Annotated in this window: 16 protein-coding genes; 11 read left to right on the forward strand and 5 right to left on the reverse strand. The window is 70.8% G+C overall.

Annotated elements, in window-relative coordinates; genetic code table 11:
* The first annotated feature begins 1 nt into the window (after position 1).
* From ACFP6A_RS09460 to ACFP6A_RS09500, 9 genes are all read left to right on the forward strand, one after another.
* On the forward strand, positions 2 to 967 hold the full coding sequence (locus tag ACFP6A_RS09460) for a lysophospholipid acyltransferase family protein (RefSeq protein WP_379603489.1): 966 nt from the start codon (positions 2 to 4) through the stop codon (positions 965 to 967).
* A gap of 205 nt (positions 968 to 1,172) precedes the next feature.
* Positions 1,173 to 1,367: a Flp family type IVb pilin gene (locus tag ACFP6A_RS09465; RefSeq protein ID WP_379603268.1), complete on the forward strand. Its 195-nt coding sequence runs from the start codon at positions 1,173 to 1,175 to the stop codon at positions 1,365 to 1,367.
* Positions 1,368 to 1,460: 93 nt separating this feature from the next.
* Complete coding sequence (locus tag ACFP6A_RS09470; protein WP_379603269.1) at positions 1,461 to 1,613, forward strand: hypothetical protein; 153 nt, start codon at positions 1,461 to 1,463, stop codon at positions 1,611 to 1,613.
* Positions 1,614 to 1,655: 42 nt separating this feature from the next.
* A complete protein-coding gene (cpaB, locus tag ACFP6A_RS09475) occupies positions 1,656 to 2,441 on the forward strand; it encodes a Flp pilus assembly protein CpaB (RefSeq protein ID WP_379603270.1) in 786 nt (261 codons plus the stop codon).
* Positions 2,438 to 3,634 (forward strand): CpaE family protein, encoded by a 1,197-nt coding sequence (locus ACFP6A_RS09480; RefSeq protein ID WP_379603271.1) that lies wholly within the window; start codon positions 2,438 to 2,440, stop codon positions 3,632 to 3,634. The genes cpaB and ACFP6A_RS09480 overlap by 4 nt, the downstream gene beginning before the upstream one ends.
* A 2-nt stretch (positions 3,635 to 3,636) precedes the next feature.
* Positions 3,637 to 5,058, forward strand: a complete 1,422-nt coding sequence (locus ACFP6A_RS09485) for a CpaF family protein (protein ID WP_379603272.1) — start codon at positions 3,637 to 3,639, stop codon at positions 5,056 to 5,058.
* Positions 5,055 to 7,004 carry a type II secretion system F family protein gene (locus ACFP6A_RS09490; protein ID WP_379603273.1) on the forward strand — a complete coding sequence of 650 codons (1,950 nt, stop codon included), beginning with the start codon at positions 5,055 to 5,057 and terminating at the stop codon, positions 7,002 to 7,004. The genes ACFP6A_RS09485 and ACFP6A_RS09490 overlap by 4 nt, the downstream gene beginning before the upstream one ends.
* A 1-nt stretch (position 7,005) precedes the next feature.
* A complete protein-coding gene (locus ACFP6A_RS09495) occupies positions 7,006 to 7,929 on the forward strand; it encodes a type II secretion system F family protein (protein ID WP_379603274.1) in 924 nt (307 codons plus the stop codon).
* 40 nt (positions 7,930 to 7,969) lie between these two features.
* Positions 7,970 to 8,803, forward strand: coding sequence for a hypothetical protein (locus ACFP6A_RS09500; protein ID WP_379603275.1), 834 nt, complete (start codon positions 7,970 to 7,972; stop codon positions 8,801 to 8,803).
* A gap of 47 nt (positions 8,804 to 8,850) precedes the next feature.
* Here the strand turns inward: ACFP6A_RS09500 and ACFP6A_RS09505 are convergent, their stop codons facing one another.
* The 5 genes from ACFP6A_RS09505 to ACFP6A_RS09525 form a co-directional block, all read right to left on the reverse strand.
* Positions 8,851 to 9,852, reverse strand: a complete 1,002-nt coding sequence (locus tag ACFP6A_RS09505) for a DnaB-like helicase C-terminal domain-containing protein (RefSeq protein WP_379603276.1) — start codon at positions 9,850 to 9,852, stop codon at positions 8,851 to 8,853.
* 244 nt (positions 9,853 to 10,096) lie between these two features.
* Positions 10,097 to 10,726, reverse strand: a complete 630-nt coding sequence (locus ACFP6A_RS09510) for a response regulator (protein ID WP_379603277.1) — start codon at positions 10,724 to 10,726, stop codon at positions 10,097 to 10,099.
* Complete coding sequence (locus ACFP6A_RS09515) at positions 10,723 to 12,348, reverse strand: GAF domain-containing sensor histidine kinase (protein WP_379603278.1); 1,626 nt, start codon at positions 12,346 to 12,348, stop codon at positions 10,723 to 10,725. The genes ACFP6A_RS09510 and ACFP6A_RS09515 overlap by 4 nt, the downstream gene beginning before the upstream one ends.
* Positions 12,349 to 12,581: 233 nt before the next feature.
* Positions 12,582 to 13,616 (reverse strand): pilus assembly protein TadG-related protein, encoded by a 1,035-nt coding sequence (locus ACFP6A_RS09520; protein ID WP_379603279.1) that lies wholly within the window; start codon positions 13,614 to 13,616, stop codon positions 12,582 to 12,584.
* Positions 13,604 to 14,032: a TadE/TadG family type IV pilus assembly protein gene (locus tag ACFP6A_RS09525; protein ID WP_379603280.1), complete on the reverse strand. Its 429-nt coding sequence runs from the start codon at positions 14,030 to 14,032 to the stop codon at positions 13,604 to 13,606. The genes ACFP6A_RS09520 and ACFP6A_RS09525 overlap by 13 nt, the downstream gene beginning before the upstream one ends.
* 251 nt (positions 14,033 to 14,283) lie before the next feature.
* Here ACFP6A_RS09525 and dapA point away from each other — a divergent pair, with 251 nt between their 5' ends.
* Positions 14,284 to 15,204 carry a 4-hydroxy-tetrahydrodipicolinate synthase gene (gene dapA / locus ACFP6A_RS09530; RefSeq protein WP_379603281.1) on the forward strand — a complete coding sequence of 307 codons (921 nt, stop codon included), beginning with the start codon at positions 14,284 to 14,286 and terminating at the stop codon, positions 15,202 to 15,204.
* Positions 15,201 to 16,886 (forward strand): ribonuclease J, encoded by a 1,686-nt coding sequence (locus tag ACFP6A_RS09535; protein ID WP_379603282.1) that lies wholly within the window; start codon positions 15,201 to 15,203, stop codon positions 16,884 to 16,886. Before dapA ends, ACFP6A_RS09535 begins: the two co-directional genes overlap by 4 nt.
* Positions 16,887 to 16,894: the final 8 nt, after the last annotated feature.

Below are 16,894 nucleotides of genomic sequence, written 5' to 3' on the forward strand. Positions count from 1 at the left end.
TTTGTTCTACTGGCTGCTCAAGAGGATCGTGCTCGGACCGATCCTCAAGGCGCTGTTCCGGCCCTGGGTCAAGGGGCTGGAGAACGTCCCCGCGTCCGGTGGCGCGATCCTCGCGAGCAACCACCTGTCGTTCTCCGACTCGTTCTTCCTCCCGCTGATGGTGCCGCGACGGATCACGTTCCTGGCCAAGGCCGACTACTTCACCGGCCGCGGGATCAAGGGACGCACGACGGCGGCCTTCTTCCGCGGGGTCGGCCAGGTCCCGATCGACCGCTCCGGCGGCCGGGCCGGCGAGGCCGCTCTGCGCACCGGGCTGCGGGTGCTGCGCCGCGGCGACCTGCTCGGCATCTACCCCGAGGGCACCCGAAGCCCCGACGGCCGGCTGTACCGGGGTAAGACCGGTGTGGCACGGCTCGCCCTGGAGGCCAAGGTGCCGGTGCTGCCGGTGGCCATGATCGACACCGACAAGGTGCAGCCGATCGGCCAGCGCATCCCGAGGATCCGACGGGTGGGGATGATCATCGGTGAGCCGATGGACTTCTCCCGGTACGAGGGGATGGAGGGTGACCGGTTCATCCTGCGCTCCATCACCGACGAGATCATGTACGAGCTGATGAAGCTGTCCGGCCAGGAGTACGTGGACGTCTACGCATCTACCGTCAAGGCCCGGCTCGCCACGGTGGCCCGGGAGCGGTTCGAGGAGCTCGCCGCCCGTGGTCGTGAGGTGCTCGACAAGAGGGACGGCGACCGGCACGGGACGGCGGAGCGCCCGGAGGAGCCGGACGCTGCCGCCGCGGACGCCGTGGTGGCTGGGGCGGCCGAGGAAGTCGCCTCGGCCGAGGGGCCCGTCGCGCCGGACAGCCCTGCGGAGGACGGTGGCGACCTGGCCACCCACAACGGTGTCGCCAGGCCGGACGTCGTGGAACAGGTTGACCCTGTCGAGGAGCGCAACCCTCGAGCTTCCTAACCCTTTGTTCGTGATCATGCAATCCCGCCACCCCGGGAGTGCTGACCGGTGAACTCCTGAGGATCGGCCGTTCGGCTGAGGTGCCGTCGTCTGGTTGTGACAGGTGGTCGGCCCGATCACCCGTGGTGACGGGTGCGCTGCTGCGGCGAACCTTGCGGTGAGCGGGATGGGTGGGCCATCCCCCGCCAGACACAAGGAGTTCCCGATGGTCAAGGCTTACGTGTACCTGAAGAACCGCGCCGCTCGGACCCAGGACGAGGGCGCGACCGCCGTTGAGTACGGCTTGATGGTGGCCCTCATTGCAGTGGCGATCGTCGCCACCGTTACCCTTTTGGGAACGCAACTGGACGTTATGTTCGAGACCGTCCTGACGGCGATCGGCGGCACCCCCGCCTCCTGACTTGGCTCACGGCGGCACCCCCGCCTGAACTGACGGCTTGGGGTGGTCGCTGTCTGCGGCCACCCCAAGCCTGCGCATCGAGGCTTCGGAGGAATGAACATGTCGGACAACGGCGCCGTGGCCTCCGAGTACGCCATTCTGGCGGGCTTCATCGCAGCAGTCATCGTAGTCGCGGTCGCCGCCCTCGGCGGAGCAACGGTCGCTCCGTTCACCATCCCCGATCTGCTCGACGCGCTTGTGCCCTGACGCCACCTTCACTGGCGGCCACCTCGTCTGGAGAGACGAAACATGAAGCGAATGTTGGTCATCCTCGTCGCCGTCGGGCTGGCGGTCGTGGGCGCCGTCGGCGTCCTCGCTTACGCGCGGTCCGCAGATCAGCGTGCGGTGGCCGGCCAGGAGACCGTCGAGGTGTACGTCAGCACCCGTGAGGTGCCGGCGGGCACGACGGTGGTGGACGCCGTCGAACGTGGCCTGCTGCAGACTAGCCTGGTCGCCGCGAAAGGCGTCCCGGACGGTGCGCTGACCGAGGTGACCGACGACATGGGCAGCCAGGTCGCGATGTCCTCGATCGCGCCGGGCGAGATCGTCCTGGCGCGCCGGTTCGGCACCCAGACTTCCGGGCAGACGGCGCTCGTCGTCCCGGAGGGGATGGTCGCCGTGACGGTGCAGCTGTCCGACCCCGGACGTGTGGGCCCGTTCCTGCGGCCCGGGTCCGAGATCGCCGTCTACCACACCACTCAGGCCGAACCTGAGGCAGCCGGTGAGGGTGAGGAGGGGCAGGAGCTCACCGCCGAGGAGGACGTGACCCGGGTCCTCCTGCCGAAGGTCGAGGTCCTCGCCGTGGGCAGCACCACGCTCGGCACCGCGCAGACGCCGACCGGTGACGACCAGCCCCAGGCCGAGCAGGTGCCAACTGCCCTGGTCACGTTGGCGCTGACGCCGCAGGACGGCCAACGGCTCGTGCACGGCGTCCAGACCGGCACCCTCTACGCGGCCCTGCTCGGCAGCGGCACCGAGGTGCCGGCGGGCACCATCGACGATGGCATGCTGTTCGCGGCGGTGGAGGGGCCGTGACCCTCCTGCTCGAGCCCGACCCGGCTACCGCGGAGAGCTACCACTTCGCACTCGGCACGGACGTCACGGTTCTCGACTCGGTGCCCGCCACGCGCCGCGCCCTGGCAGAGCACCGCTCCGAGCTCCTCCTCGTCGTCGGGCCGGACGTCGACCTGGCCGCGGCGCTGGAGATCGCGGAGGCCCACCGGCTGGAGCGTCCCGAGCTCGGCGTCATCCTGCTCCGGCACCGTCTCGAGGTGACGGTGCTCGCCCAGAGCCTGCGCGCCGGCGTCCGGGAGGTCGTCAACCCCGAGGACCTGGCGGCGCTCGCCGAGGCGTGCCGGCGCAGCCTCGACGTCAGTCGCCGGATGCTCGGCCTCCAGGGGCACGAGCCGTCCACGGGCCGTGGCCGGGTGGCGGTCGTGTTCTCGGCGAAGGGCGGCTGCGGCAAGACGACGCTGGCGACCAACCTCGCCGTGGCCCTCGCTGCAGGGGGACGTCAGCGGGTGTGCCTTCTCGACCTCGACCTGGCCTTCGGTGACGTCGCCATCGCGCTGCAGCTGCTACCGGCGCGCACGATCGTCGACGCCATCGCGATGGAGGGCAAGCTCGACGAGCAGGGCGTGAAGAACCTCATCACCCCCCACTCGGCAGGTCTGGACACCATCTGCGCGCCGCTGGAACCGGGCGAGGCCGATCGGATCCCGGTGCCGGTCGTGGCCGAGCTGCTGGCGGTGCTGCGCGGCATGTACGACCACATCGTCATCGACACCCCGCCGGCGTTCACCGAGCACGTCCTGGCGGCCTTCGACGGCGCCGACGCCTACGTCCTGCTGGCCACGCTCGACATCCCGGCGCTGAAGAACCTGCGGCTGACGCTCGACATGCTCGACCTCCTGGGCTACCCGAGAGAGAGCTGGCAGGTGGTGCTCAACCGGTCGGACTCCAAGGTGGGACTGTCCATCGCGGACGTCGAGCAGACCCTCAAGTGCCCGATCGCGGCGCAGGTGCCCAGCAGCAGGGCCGTCTCCGCCTCGATCAACAAGGGGGTGCCGCTCGTCCTCGACGACCCGCAGCACCCGGTGAGCGTCGCGATCCGCAACCTCGCCGACCAGCGGCTCCGCGGGGACGACGCCACCGCTGCTGCCCCGCCCGCGCGTCGCAGCGAGCGGACCGGACGCAGGCTGTCGCTGCTGCGACGGGGAAGGGACTGACGATGAGCCTCGCCGACCGCATCAACGCCGCTCGATCCTCGGCCGCGCCGGGCCAGCCGCAGCACAGCGCGGACGGCGGGGCCGCGACCGGCGACGCAGCCGCCAGGCCGAGACGGTCGCTGCCGACCGTCGGTCGACCGGCCGACCCGTTCGTCACCGTCAAGGCGAGCGTCCACCAGGCCCTGCTGGACAGTCTGGGTCCACGGCTGTACGACCCGCGGATGGAGCAGGCGGAGCTGGAGCAGCAGGTCCGCCAGACCCTCCAGGCCGTGCTGGAGCTCGAGGAGACGCCCCTGTCGGCGACGGACCGCACCCGCATCGCCCAGGAGGTGGCCGACGAGATCCTCGGGCACGGCCCGCTGGAACCCTTCCTGCGCGACGCGGACGTCACCGAGATCATGGTGAACGGCCCGGACCAGATCTACGTCGAGCGAGCAGGGAAGATCTACGAGACCGGCGGCCGGTTCACCAGCGACGCCCACCTGCGCCGCACGATCGACAAGATCGTGGGCCGGGTCGGGCGCCGCGTGGACGAGGCGAGCCCGATGGTCGACGCGCGGCTGCCCGACGGGTCGCGGGTCAACGCCGTCATCCCGCCGATCGCCCTGGACGGCAGCCTGCTGACCATCCGCAAGTTCGCCCCGGACCCGTTCACCGCCGACGACCTCGTGACCTTCGGGACCATCAGCCGGACGGTGCGCGACGTGCTCGAGGCGTGCGTCAGAGGCCGCCTGAACATCATCATCTCCGGCGGGACGGGGTCCGGGAAGACGACGACGCTCAACGTGATGAGCTCGTTCATCCCGGACGACGAACGGATCGTCACCATCGAGGACGCCGCCGAGCTGCAGCTCCAGCAGCAGCACGTGCTCCGCATGGAGGCCCGGCCCGCGAACATCGAAGGGCGGGGCCAGGTCGCCATCCGGGACCTCGTGCGCAACGCGCTGCGGATGCGCCCGGACCGCATCGTCGTCGGCGAGGTCCGCGACGGAGCCGCACTCGACATGCTCCAGGCGATGAACACCGGTCACGACGGCTCCATCACGACGGTGCACTCGAACAGCCCGCGGGACAGCCTGTCTCGGCTCGAGACCATGGTGCTGATGGCCGGCGTCGACCTGCCGATGCGTGCCATCCGTGAGCAGGTCGCCAGTGCGGTCGACCTCATCGTGCACCAGCAGCGACTCAAGGACGGCACCCGCCGGGTCGTGCAGATCTCCGAGGTCGTCGGCATGGAGGGTGAGGTCATCACCCTGCAGGACCTGTTCAGCTTCGACTTCCACGCCGGCATGGACGAGCACGGCCGCTTCCGCGGGTCGCTTCGGGCCACCGGGCTGCGTCCGCGGTTCGTCGAGCGGCTCTCCGACGTGGGGATCCAGCTGCCGCCCCAGCTGTTCGCCATCGCCCCGCGAGGTGCGGTGTGAGACGGCTGCGCCTCGTCGTCGGGCTGTGCCTGTCCCTGGTGCTGGCAGCGTTCGGCGCCGCACCTGCCGTCGCGGACGAGGTCAGCGGGTCCCTCGACGGCCTCCAGCTGCGGGGGGACCGCATCGAGGCGCTGCTCACGGCCGCCACCCTCCCGCAGGACGCCAGCATCGACCCGGGCTCCCTCGAGGTCCGTGTCGGCGGCCACGTCGTCGACGCGACGGTCGAACCGGCCGGCGGTGGTTCCGTCCAGCGCCGTGCCGTGCTGCTCGTCGACATCAGCGGCTCGATGGAGGGGACCGGTATCGAGGCCGCCCGCACGGCGGCGGCAGCGTTCCTGCAGGCGGCTCCGGCGGACGTCGAGGTGGGGCTCGTCGCGTTCAACGACACCGCTGAGGTCCTCGCGGAGCCGACTCGGGACCGAGACGTCGTCCTCGCCCAGGTGGACTCGCTGCAGCCGTCGCGGGAGACGGCCCTCTACGACGCCGTGCCGGTCGCCCTCGACGTCCTCGGTGACACCGGCGACCGCACGCTGGTGGTGCTCAGCGACGGCGGTGACACGGTCAGCCTGGGCACCAAGGAGACCGCGGTCGCCGCGGTCGCCGCCTCCGGCGTCCGGGCCGACGTCGTCGGCTTCCGCACCGACGAGAGCCAGGACGACGTGCTCGCCGACCTGGCATTAGCGGGTCGGGGACGTGTGACGCAGGCCGGCGACGCCGACGCCCTGGCGGCAGCGTTCGCCAGTGCGGCGCGCACGCTCAACCGCCAGCTGCGGGTCTCCGCCCCGGTACCCGACGGGGTCGGTGGCGACGTCGAGGTGGTCGTCACCGCAGCCGCCGGCGAGGACACCGTGACGGCGTCCTCCACGGTCGCCCTGCCCGACGACCCGGTGCTGGCCGGCGACGGCGGGCAGGAGGCGGTCACCCCGCTGCTCGTGCCCGGTACGCAGACCGCGACCATCCCGACCTGGCTGGCGACCCCGCTTCCCATCGCCGTCGCGGTGGGGCTGTTCGTGCTCATCATCAGCTTGCTCATCGCCTCTCCGCTGCTCGAGTCCTCGGGTAGGCGCCGCACCCGACAACTCGAGCTGTACTCCATGCGAGGCCGGCGGGTGCGCGCACGCGACGCGCTGCAAGCCGCGTCGCCCAACGCCGCGGCCCAGCCCTTCCTGCACGCGGCCGAGTCATTCGTCCAGTGGCGCGGGCTGGCGACGGGGTGGGCACTCAAGTTGGACCGGGCGGACATGTCGCTGCGCCCGCACGAGTGGCTCGTCCTGCGCTGTGCGGCCGTCCTCGTCGCGGTCGCCGTCTCGGCGGTGGCCGGGGCCGGCTGGTTCTGGGCCTTGCTGTGGGGCGTCCTCGCCTGGGTCGCCACCGGGCTGTACGTCAGGATCCGCGGCGAGCGCCGCGTGGCGCAGTTCGCGAGCCAGCTCCCCGACGCCCTCAACCTCGTGGCCTCGAGCATCTCCACCGGGTTCTCCCTGCCGCAGGCGCTCGACGCGGTGGCGAGGGACACCCACGACCCGATGCGGGTGGAGATGGGGCGTGCGCTCGCCGAGGCCAGGCTCGGGATGGACGTCGAGGACGCTCTCGAGCGGACGGCGTACCGGATGAACAACGAGGACCTGCGGTGGGCGGTGCTGGCGATCCGGGTCCAGCGCCAGGTCGGGGGCAACCTCGCCGAGACGCTCCGCACGACGGTAGCCACGCTGCGCGAACGCTCCGCGCTGCGCCGGCAGGTCAAAGCGCTGTCCGCCGAGGGCAAGCTCTCCGCCTACATCCTCATCGGCCTGCCGATCGCCGTCGCCCTGTGGCTCTGGGTCTCCAACCGGGAGTACATCGGCCTGCTGTTCACCGACGTCCTCGGCTGGATCATGGTGTCCGTCGCACTCGTCGGCATGGTCATCGGCAGCTGGTGGATGAGCAAGGTCGTCAAGGTGGAGGTCTGACATGGACGCCGACCTGCTCCTGCTCACCGCCGTCGGCGCCGTCGGGCTGGGCGTCGCGCTGCTCGTGCTGGCGCTCGTCATGGGCTCCGCCCAGCCGACCGGCGTGGCCAGGTCCCTCGCGGTCATCGACCAGATGCGAGCACAGCGCGAGGTCGCCCGGCACGAGCTGCCGTTCAGGGAACGGATCCTCTATCCCGCGATCGAGAGGTGTCGTTCCCTGGGCTCACGCCTGTCACCCGCGGGGACGGTGGGCCGGCTGCAGAAGAACCTCGACTTCGCGGGCAACCCGCCAGGGTGGACGGTCGACCGGGTGCTGGGGGTCAAGGGCGCGGGACTGGTCGGCGGAGCGGTGCTCGCCGGCCTCGTCGGGGGCTTCGGGCTCCGCGGGCTGCTGTTCGCCGTGGTCGGTGGCGCCGCCGGGTTCTGGCTGCCTGACCTGCTCGTCTACAACCGGGGCCTTCACCGGCAGGACGGGATCCGCAAGTCGCTGCCGGACGCCCTCGACATGCTGACGGTGTGCGTGGAGGCCGGGCTGGGCTTCGACGCGGCGCTGCAGCAGGTCGCCACGAACACCGACGGACCGGTGTCCGGCGAGTTCTCCCGGGTGCTGCAGGAGATCCAGATCGGCAAGGCCCGGGCCGCCGCGTTCCAGGACCTCGCCGAGCGGACTAACGTCGACGAGCTGCGCACCTTCGTGGCCGCCATCGTGCAGGCCGACCGGCTGGGCATCCCGGTCGCCAACGTGCTGCGCGAGCAGAGCAAGGAGATGCGGCTGATCCGACGCCAGCGCGCGGAGGAGAAGGCGCAGAAGGTCCCGGTGAAGATCCTGTTCCCGCTGATCTTCTGCATCTTCCCCTCACTCTTCGTGGTGATCATCGGGCCTGGTGTCATCCGGATGATCGACGCCTTCACCGGGACCTTGTGAGCCGAGGGTGCGCGCCACTGGGGGAGCGCCTCGGGTCCTCGTGATCAGCCCGCACATGCCGCGGGCGCTGGCCCTGCGGGCCGCCGGAGCCACCGTCGACCACAGGCCGTCAGCTCCCGATGCGGCCACCGATCCCTTCGACTGCGCCGTCATCGACCTCGCGGAGCCGGGCGCCGCCGCCGAGGCGCTGGCCCGGCTGCGGCAGGCCGACCCGCAGCTGCCCGTCGTCCTGCTGTCACCGCATCCGACCCTGGCTGCCCTCGACGGCGTGACGGTGGTGCTCCCACCGGCGTCCGGTGAGGACATCCTCGCCGCGATCCCACGGCGCGACGGCGCGACAGCGACGGTGGTGACGCCGACCGTCGTTCCTGAGGCCGAGCCGGTGGGCCGCCGGCGCGAGCCCTCCCCGTCGGACGTCGCAGCGCTGGCGACGAGGGCGCGGTCCGTGTCCGCCGTGGCCGAGGACCTCGCGGCCGCGTTGGCCGACCGACTCGACAGTGACGTGGCCGTGCTGTTCCGACGCGGAGCCCGCTGGCGCGTCATCGCTGGCCGGGGCCTCAGACCGTTGGAGTGGCGTGACGTCGAGGAGCTCCCGGCCGCCATGGCCCTGTTGACACCGGAGCACCCCACGCTGTCGGTAGGTGACAGCGACGACCTGCGCAGCCAGCTCATCGGCGTCCCGCTGGCCCGCCACCTGTCCGTGCTGATGACCCGGACGGAGGACCTCGTCGTCGTCCTGGGTCGCGAGCACCCGTACCGCAAGGCCGACGTGCAGACGCTGGTCACGGCGGTGCGCGACGAGCGGGACGACCTCACCACGGCATGTGAACTCCTGCGCCTGGCCGACGAGCTGGAGACGCACCGGCTGCCGTGACCGTGCCGTCCTGCCGGTCCTGCCGTTCTGCCGGTCTTGCCGTCCGGTCAGTCCTGCTCGACGTGGATCCGCTCGTCGACGAGCTGGTCTTCGACGACGCGGCCGTGCGGGTCGATGTGGCCGTGCGACAACCGCTTGCGGAACTCCAGCTCGACGCCGCCTCGACCGTGCCGGTTCTTCTCCACGCTCACCACGACCCAGTTGTGGTGCTGCGCGGCCCCGGCCAGGTCGTACATGAGGTGCTGGCGTGCCACGACGTCGTACTTGTCCTGCAGCACCATGATCGAGTCTGCCTCGTAGGCGAGGGTCACCGAGCCCTTGAGGTGCCGGGCCCGGATACGGCGCGCGTCCAGGCCGGTGCGGTCGACGGCCGTGACGGCGAGCACCGGGCACGACAGCTCCAGCGCCAGGTCCTTCAGCGACGTCGCGATGCGGGCGACCCGCACGTCCTCGTCGTCGATGTCGCCGGCGAACACCTTCTGCAGGTAGTCGACGACGACGAGCGCCGGCCCGCCGGCGGTACGGGCGAGGGCGCTGATGTCCTGCAGCCCGGTCACGTCACCGCGGGCGGGCACGAGGTGCAGCCGCGAGCCGTAGGTCTCGATGGCCTCCAGCGCCTCGGCCGCGCCCGGCAGGTCGCGCAGGCCGGTGAGGAGGTCACTTCCGCCGGGGGAGAGGCGCCGGCGCACCTCCTCCTGCGTCGGCGCCGACGGCCCGGCGGCGAGGGCGGCCTCCATCACCACGAGCCGCTCGAGCAGTTGCGCCGGTGTGTGCTCGTAGCAGACGACGACGGCGGAGTCGCCGCGCCGGCAGACGTTGCGGGCCGCCTGCAGGGCGAAGGTGGTCTTCCCGGTGCCCTGGGCGCCGGCGAGCAGCGACAGGTCGCCCGCGTGCAGGCCGCCCTGGAGGTGCGTGTCCAGGGGCGTGAAGCCGGTGCCCCAGACCCGGGCCAGCGCGCTGCCCTGACGCACGCCCTCGTCAGCCAGCCTCAGTGCCTCGGTGGCCGTCACGGGCGTGACCTGTGCGGCCTCCGTCAAGGGGTGCGTCATGGCGACTCCTTCATCTCGTCACAGGCCCGGTCCGACGAGCCCGAGCAGCGACACGAGCAGGACGATCGCGAAACCGCCGGATGCCATTGCCAGGAGCACCCCGCGGTGGCGCCACCCTCTGGCCCGTCGCCTCCTCGCGCGCCACACGGTCACGGTCGCCTCATCGTCCGAGTGTCTCGCCGCAGCGGGCGGAGAGCGTCGGCGAAGCGGCCCGACCCCCGTCGTCCGAACGGGCGATCCGGGCTCAGTCGGTGGGGATCAGCTTGAGCCGGACGGCGTTCATCACCACCTGGGCCCGGTTGGTCGCGCCGAGCTTGTCGTACAACTTCGCGACGTGCGTCTTGACGGTCGACTCCGACAGGTAGAGTCGTCTGGACACCTGGTGGATCGACAGCCCGTCCTTGAGCAGCTGGAGGACTTCGGTCTCGCGGGGGGTCAGCCTGGGGCGGTCGTCGTTGGCGCGGCGACGCATCGCCGCGCCGAGCCCGGCCGCCGAGAAGACGTCGGGGGAGGAGGCTGCCTGGCGTACCGCCGCCAGGACGTCGTCCAGCCCGGCGCTCTTCAGCACCAGCGACGAGGCACCCGCGTCCAGGACGGCGAACAAGGTGTCGTCGTCGCCGTGCATGGTCAGGACGACGATGCCGAGGCCGGGGAAGTCGCCGCGAGCCTTGCGGCACAGGTCGATCCCGCTGCCGTCAGCCATCGTCACGTCGCAGACCAGCACGTCCGGATCGAGGCTCACCAGGGCACGCCAGCCCGAGTTGAGGCCGTCGGCCTGGCCCACGATCTCGAGGTCAGGCTCGGCGTCCAGCATGGTCTTCAGTCCGCTGCGCACCACAGTGTGGTCGTCGACCAGCAGCACCCGCGTCGTCATGGCGACACCTCCGTGACCAGGTTCGTCCCCGTGCTCTCGGCAGCCCCTCCAGGGGTGCTCGGGCGTTCTCCGAGCGTGGTGCCGACGGACAGCGTCGATGTCCAGACGCCGTCAACCTGGCGGTGGGCCACGGAGCCACCCAGGTCGGCCAGGGCGGTGACGAACGCCGGGTCCGGTGCCCACGCGTGCGGGCCGTCGTGGCCCAGCTTCAACCGGGCCGTGGGCGCGTCGGTCTCCAGGACCACGTGCACCCTCGAGACCGTGCCCGCGCTGCGGACGTCGGCGAAGAAGTCCTGCGCGAGGCGCAGCAGCGCGGATTCGACGTGCGCCGGCAGCCGGAACGGGGACTCCTTGAGGGAGAACGACACCGAGGCGCCGGTGGCCGGCCCGAGCGCCTGCGCCGCGCTCGACAGTGCTGCTCCAAGACCTCGCTCGGGGCGCACAGACGTACGCAGCGCGGCGATCGAGTACCGGATGTCGCGCAGGGTGCGGTTGAGCTGGCCTCGAACCTCCTGCACCTGTGATGCCATCTCCGGGTCGCGTGCCCTCAGCTGCCGCTGGACCATGTCGAGCCCGAACCCGACCGCGACGAGGTCCTGCGCGACGCCGTCGTGCATCTCGCGAGCCAGCCGCTCGCGCTCGGCCACCTCACTCATGATGCGCAGCTCGACGAACGCCAGCGCCGCGTGCAGCCGTGGTGCGGCGACGGCCACGGCCCGCTCCACGGACGCGACCTCCTCGATCGAGAACTGCCGGGGGGCGAGCCGTTCGAGCACCAGGAGACCCAGCACCTCGTCGTCCCGGTCCGCGACCGGGACGACCAGCATGGCCGACCCACGACGTCGTCCCTCGACGTCAGCGCGGCGGACGTCCTTGACCGTGCGGGCACCGATCCAGGCCCGGTGCGCCGTACCGGGGGCGGTTACCGGGTCGCGCCACGGCACCCGGTCCACGCCGCGGACCACGACCGGGCTCATCTCGTCAGGGCCGATGCGCACGAGCACGGCGGCACGGTGCGCAGGCGCCGCACGCAGGACCTCGTCGACGAGCATCTCGGACACGGCTGGGACGTCGAAGCCCGCCGGCAGCTCCTTGGCGAGGTCCTGCAGGCGCCCCAACAGCTCCCCTGCCTTCCGCGCGGCGGCCGCGCCGGAGTGCCGGTCGCGCTCGAAGCCTGATCCCCAGGCACCCAGGACGGCGATGGCGAGGGCCAGGGCACTCCACTGGAGGCCAACGCTGACGTCCTCGGGGTTCGGTGCGTTGAGCCACGCCGTGAGCGGCGCCAGGGCGAGGACGCCACTTGTCAGCAGTCCCGCTCGGACGCCGTGGAGCTCACCGGCGCGGAAGGCCGGGACGAGCAGCAGCGGCAGCAGCGACCGGTGGTCCGGGAAGGTGGACAGGACCGCCGCGAAGACGACACCGGTCTCGGTGACGAGGACCGCCAGCCGGCCCCGGCTGTCGCGACCTGTGGCGAGCAGCTCGAGCAGCACGACCCCCAGCGCCCAGGGCAAGGCCTGGACGACGAACGACTCACCGATCGCCGCCACGACGCACAGCATCGCCAGACCCGCGCGCAGCCAGCCCGCGAGGTCGGGCACGCCGACAGGCGCTTTCCCCGGCACGAGGCGCACAGTAGTGCGTTCGTCGGGAATTGTTAACAGTGTTCTGTCCAACTTGTCAGTCGAACGGCGTAACTGGACGGAAAGGAGTGCGAAGGTCACGCGGTCAAGATGTTTGATTTGTCCGGGTAGTTGTCCAGCGCCACGTCCCGTTCGACTCGCAGTCGCCGAAGCGCTCCGCGGAACTCGAGCCAGGTCGCCGTTGCTGGGAGCCGCGGCGGCGTCCGGTGCATCGGTCAGCCGATCAGCTGGACGACGTTGACGCCGCCGCCGCCTGCCCCGAAGTCGACTTCCCCGCCGTCGGCGAGAGTTGCCGAGGTGAACCACCCGCTGATGCAGGTGTCGGGCGGACTGCACGGTGGTGAACCTGTCGCGTAGGAGTCACCAGTGAAACTCGGGAACCGCCAACCGCTGAGGAAGAACGCCGCGAAACCGGCCATCTTGTACTCGGCATTGTCGCCCTTCCCCTTCACATACTCGTAAACTGGGAGGGGCACTACCGTCCCTCGTAGCGCGGCGAACTCGTCCTTGTCGCAGGGGATGGATACCCCCGTGCTCGTACTGAACATTCCGGACGTGTCGCTTGACGTCTCGCAGTCGGTCGTGTCGTCGTCATCATCGGGTTCGAGCCACCCGAAGCCCCCGGGATGGTCCGACCCAGGCGGACCTTCCGGACAGCCAGGAATCTCAATTGGGGAATGGAAATTGAAGGTCACTTCGCCCGCCGGGAACGGCGGAGTCCCGATCGATCCCGACGCCACGGCAGCCTCGAGTGCAGCGGGGTCGGCCAAGGCGCCAGGCGTGGGAATAGCGTTGTCGAACTCGCACTGGGAGATCGTCAACGGGATCGAGCTGACCAAGGAGGCAGGTGGCCCCCAGATCGCTGTCGCCGAGCGGGCGAACGTCGAGTCGCCGACTCCGAGGACGCCCCGAAACAGCGGGGTGTTGTCGCCGGTGGCCGTCACCGTGACCTTCTGGGCCGTCACGTTGAGGTCCGCGTCTGCAGCCGTGTTCTCGAAGAAGCCGCCGCCGGACGTCGAGTTGGCCCCGGCGTAGAAGAGTGCTTCAGCATCCTCGTCGTCTGGGCAGGAACCGGCGGCGCACTGCTGGGCGATCGCCAAGGCGCCGGCGTCCGCGCTGTTCTGCAGTTCCCGGTTCTGCAGGTGCATGGAGCCCATGTCCACGGCGAAGGCCGCCATCCCCACGAGAACCACCATGAGAATGGCCACCATGACAGCCGTGGCGCCGTCGTCATTCCTCAGCCGCCGCATCGCATGACCGCCTCTGCTGTCAAGACGATCGTCTCGCTGGTCACGAATGGGATCGTGAGATCCACGGGTGCCGTCATCCGGTACGTGATGTCCGTGACACCTGCCGCACACTGGATCGGGTCCGGGACGGCTGTGCAGGAATCCCCGAGACCATCTCCGTCTGCGTCCGCTCCACAGGGGAGTACGGCAGCAGCCTTGGCTCGCTCTTCCGCCACAGCACCTGCGGTTGAGTCCGTGCTGGAGTGGATGGCCATGTACCGGGCACCTTCGCGAGCGCCGCTTTCCAGTGCCGTCCAGTTCGTGTACATGAACCCGAACGAGATGATCCCGAACACCAGAACTATGAGCATGGGCAGGACCAAGGCGAACTCCACGGCCGCAGCGCCGCGCTCACGATCTCCCCGGAGTGCTCTCACGTGCCCACCTTGCTGCTCGAGTTGCCACCTCGAGGCAGGCTAGGACGGTGGCGCGCCACCGCGCGGCGGCTGTTCGGAACACGGCGTCGTCGTCCGTTCGGCCGAGGGCATTCGGGTCAGAAGGGACGCGCGAGCAGAAGGATACGGACAGCCCCGCATCGGCCGCCGGGATCTGCACGATCCCCCTGACACCCGCTACTTCGGGCCTCGACGAAGCGGCGTTGTCGGCCCACGGCGGTAGCCTGCCCCTCATGCCCGACACCTCCCCGGCCCCCGCGCGCAGCGCCGGCCGTCCGTTCGGCGCAGTCCTCACCGCCATGTGCACGCCGTTCACCGCGGACGGCTCCGCAGTCGACCTGGACGCCGCCCAGCGGCTCGCCGAGCACCTCGTCGACACCGGCCACGACGGCATCGTCGTCAACGGGACGACGGGGGAGTCCCCGACCACGACGGACGACGAGAAGGTCGCCGTGGTGCGCGCCGTCGTCCAGGCCGTGGGGCACCGGGCGCACGTCGTGGCCGGCGCCGGCACGAACGACACCGCCCACAGCGTCGAGCTCGCCAGCGCCGCCGAGAAGGCCGGTGCCGACGGGCTTCTCGTCGTCACCCCGTACTACAACAAACCGCCCCAGGAGGGGCTGTACCGGCACTTCACGACGGTCGCCGACGCCACCGCCCTGCCGGTCATGCTCTACGACATCCCCGGCCGCACCGGCACGCCGATCACCACCGAGACGCTCCTGCGGCTGGCCGACCACGACCGCGTCGTCGCGGTCAAGGACGCCAAGGGCGACCTGTTCGCCAGTGCGCAGGTCATGGCCGCCACCGACCTCGTCTACTACTCCGGCGACGACGTGCTCAACCTCGCGCACCTCACCCAGGGCGCCGTGGGCGTCGTCAGCGTCGTCGGGCACGTCGCCGGGCGGCAGTACGCCGAGATGGTCCGGGCCGTCGACGCCGGCGACCTGGCCGCGGCGCTCGCCGTCCACCACCGGCTGCTCCCCGTCGTCGAGGCGATCATGACCCGTACCCAGGGCGCCATCATGGTCAAGGCCGCGATGCAGCTCGCTGGGGTCATCCCCACCCGAACGGTTCGCCTCCCACTGGTCGAGGCGACCGACGACCAGGTCGCCCAGCTCCGTGGCGACCTCGACAAGGCAGGAGTCCTGTGAGCCACCCGCACCCCGAACTGACCGCCCCCGGCCCGCTCGCCCCTGGCGGGCTGCGCGTCGTCCCGCTCGGCGGGCTCGGCGAGGTCGGCCGCAACATGGCCGTCCTGGAGTACGACGGCAAGCTGCTCGTCATCGACTGCGGCGTGCTGTTCCCCGAGGACAGCCAGCCCGGCGTCGACCTCATCCTGCCCGACTTCGGCTACATCGAGGACCGGCTCGACGACGTCGTCGCCGTCATCCTCACCCACGGCCACGAGGACCACATCGGCGCGGTCCCGTTCCTGCTCCGGCTGCGCCAGGACATCCCGCTCATCGGCTCCCAGCTCACCCTCGCCTTCGTCGAGGCCAAGCTCAAGGAGCACCGGATCAAGCCGTACACGCTCACCGTCACCGAGGGGCAGACCGAGCGGCTCGGCCCGTTCGAGTGCGAGTTCGTCGCCGTCAACCACTCCATCCCCGACGCGCTCGCGGTCGCCATCCGCACCGGTGCCGGCACCGTGCTGCACACCGGTGACTTCAAGATGGACCAGCTGCCGCTCGACGGGCGGATCACCGACCTGCGCGCGTTCGCCCGGCTCGGCGAGCAGGGCGTCGACCTGTTCATGGTCGACTCCACCAACGCGGAGGTCCCCGGGTTCACCGTCTCCGAGCGCGAGATCGGGCCGGTCCTCGACGCGGTCTTCCACCAGGCCGAGCGCCGGATCATCGTGGCGAGCTTCGCCTCCCACGTGCACCGGGTCCAGCAGGTGCTGGACACCGCCGCCGCCCACGGCCGCAAGGTGGCCTTCGTCGGGCGCTCGATGGTCCGGAACATGGGCGTCGCCATCGAGCTCGGGTACCTCAAGGCACCGGACGGCGTCCTCGTCGACATCAAGGCCGTCGACGACCTGCCGGACGAGCAGGTCGTCCTGATGTCCACCGGCTCGCAGGGAGAGCCGATGGCCGCGCTGAGCCGGATGGCCAACAACGACCACCGGATCCGGATCGGCCGGGGCGACACCGTGATCATGGCGTCCTCGCTGATCCCAGGCAACGAGAACGCCATCTACCGGGTCATCAACGGCTTGGCCCGGCTCGGCGCGAAGGTCGTCCACCAGGGCAACGCCCGGGTCCACGTCTCCGGTCACGCCAGCGCCGGCGAGCTGCTCTACTGCTACAACATCGTCAAGCCCCGCAACGTCATGCCGGTGCACGGCGAGGTCCGTCACCTCATCGCCAACGCGGACATCGCCGCGCTGACCGGGATCCCCCGCGAGCGCATCGCCGTGGCCGAGGACGGCGTGGTCGTCGACCTCGTCGACGGCAAGGCCAGCATCGCCGGGGCCGTGCCGTGCGGGTACGTCTACGTCGACGGCTCCAGCGTCGGTGACCTCACCGACGCCGACCTCAAGGACCGGCGGATCCTCGGCGAGGAGGGGTTCATCTCCATCTTCGTCGCCGTCGACTCCGGCACCGGCAAGGTCGTCGTCGGCCCGGAGATCCACGCCCGCGGCGTCGCCGAGGACGAGTCGGTGTTTGAGCCGATCAAGCGGCAGATCGCCGAGGCGCTCGCGGACGCCGGTCGCGAGGGGATCGGGGACACCCTCCAGCTTCAGCAGGTCGTCCGCCGGGTGGTGGGCCGCTGGGCGGGTACCAAGCTCCGCCGCCGTCCGATGATCATCCCCGTCGTCGTCGAGGCCTGAGGAGCCCA

Origin of the sequence: Quadrisphaera sp. GCM10027208 (genome assembly GCF_042658805.1) — a bacterium.
In the GTDB taxonomy this organism is placed as follows: domain Bacteria; phylum Actinomycetota; class Actinomycetes; order Actinomycetales; family SCSIO-59966; genus SCSIO-59966.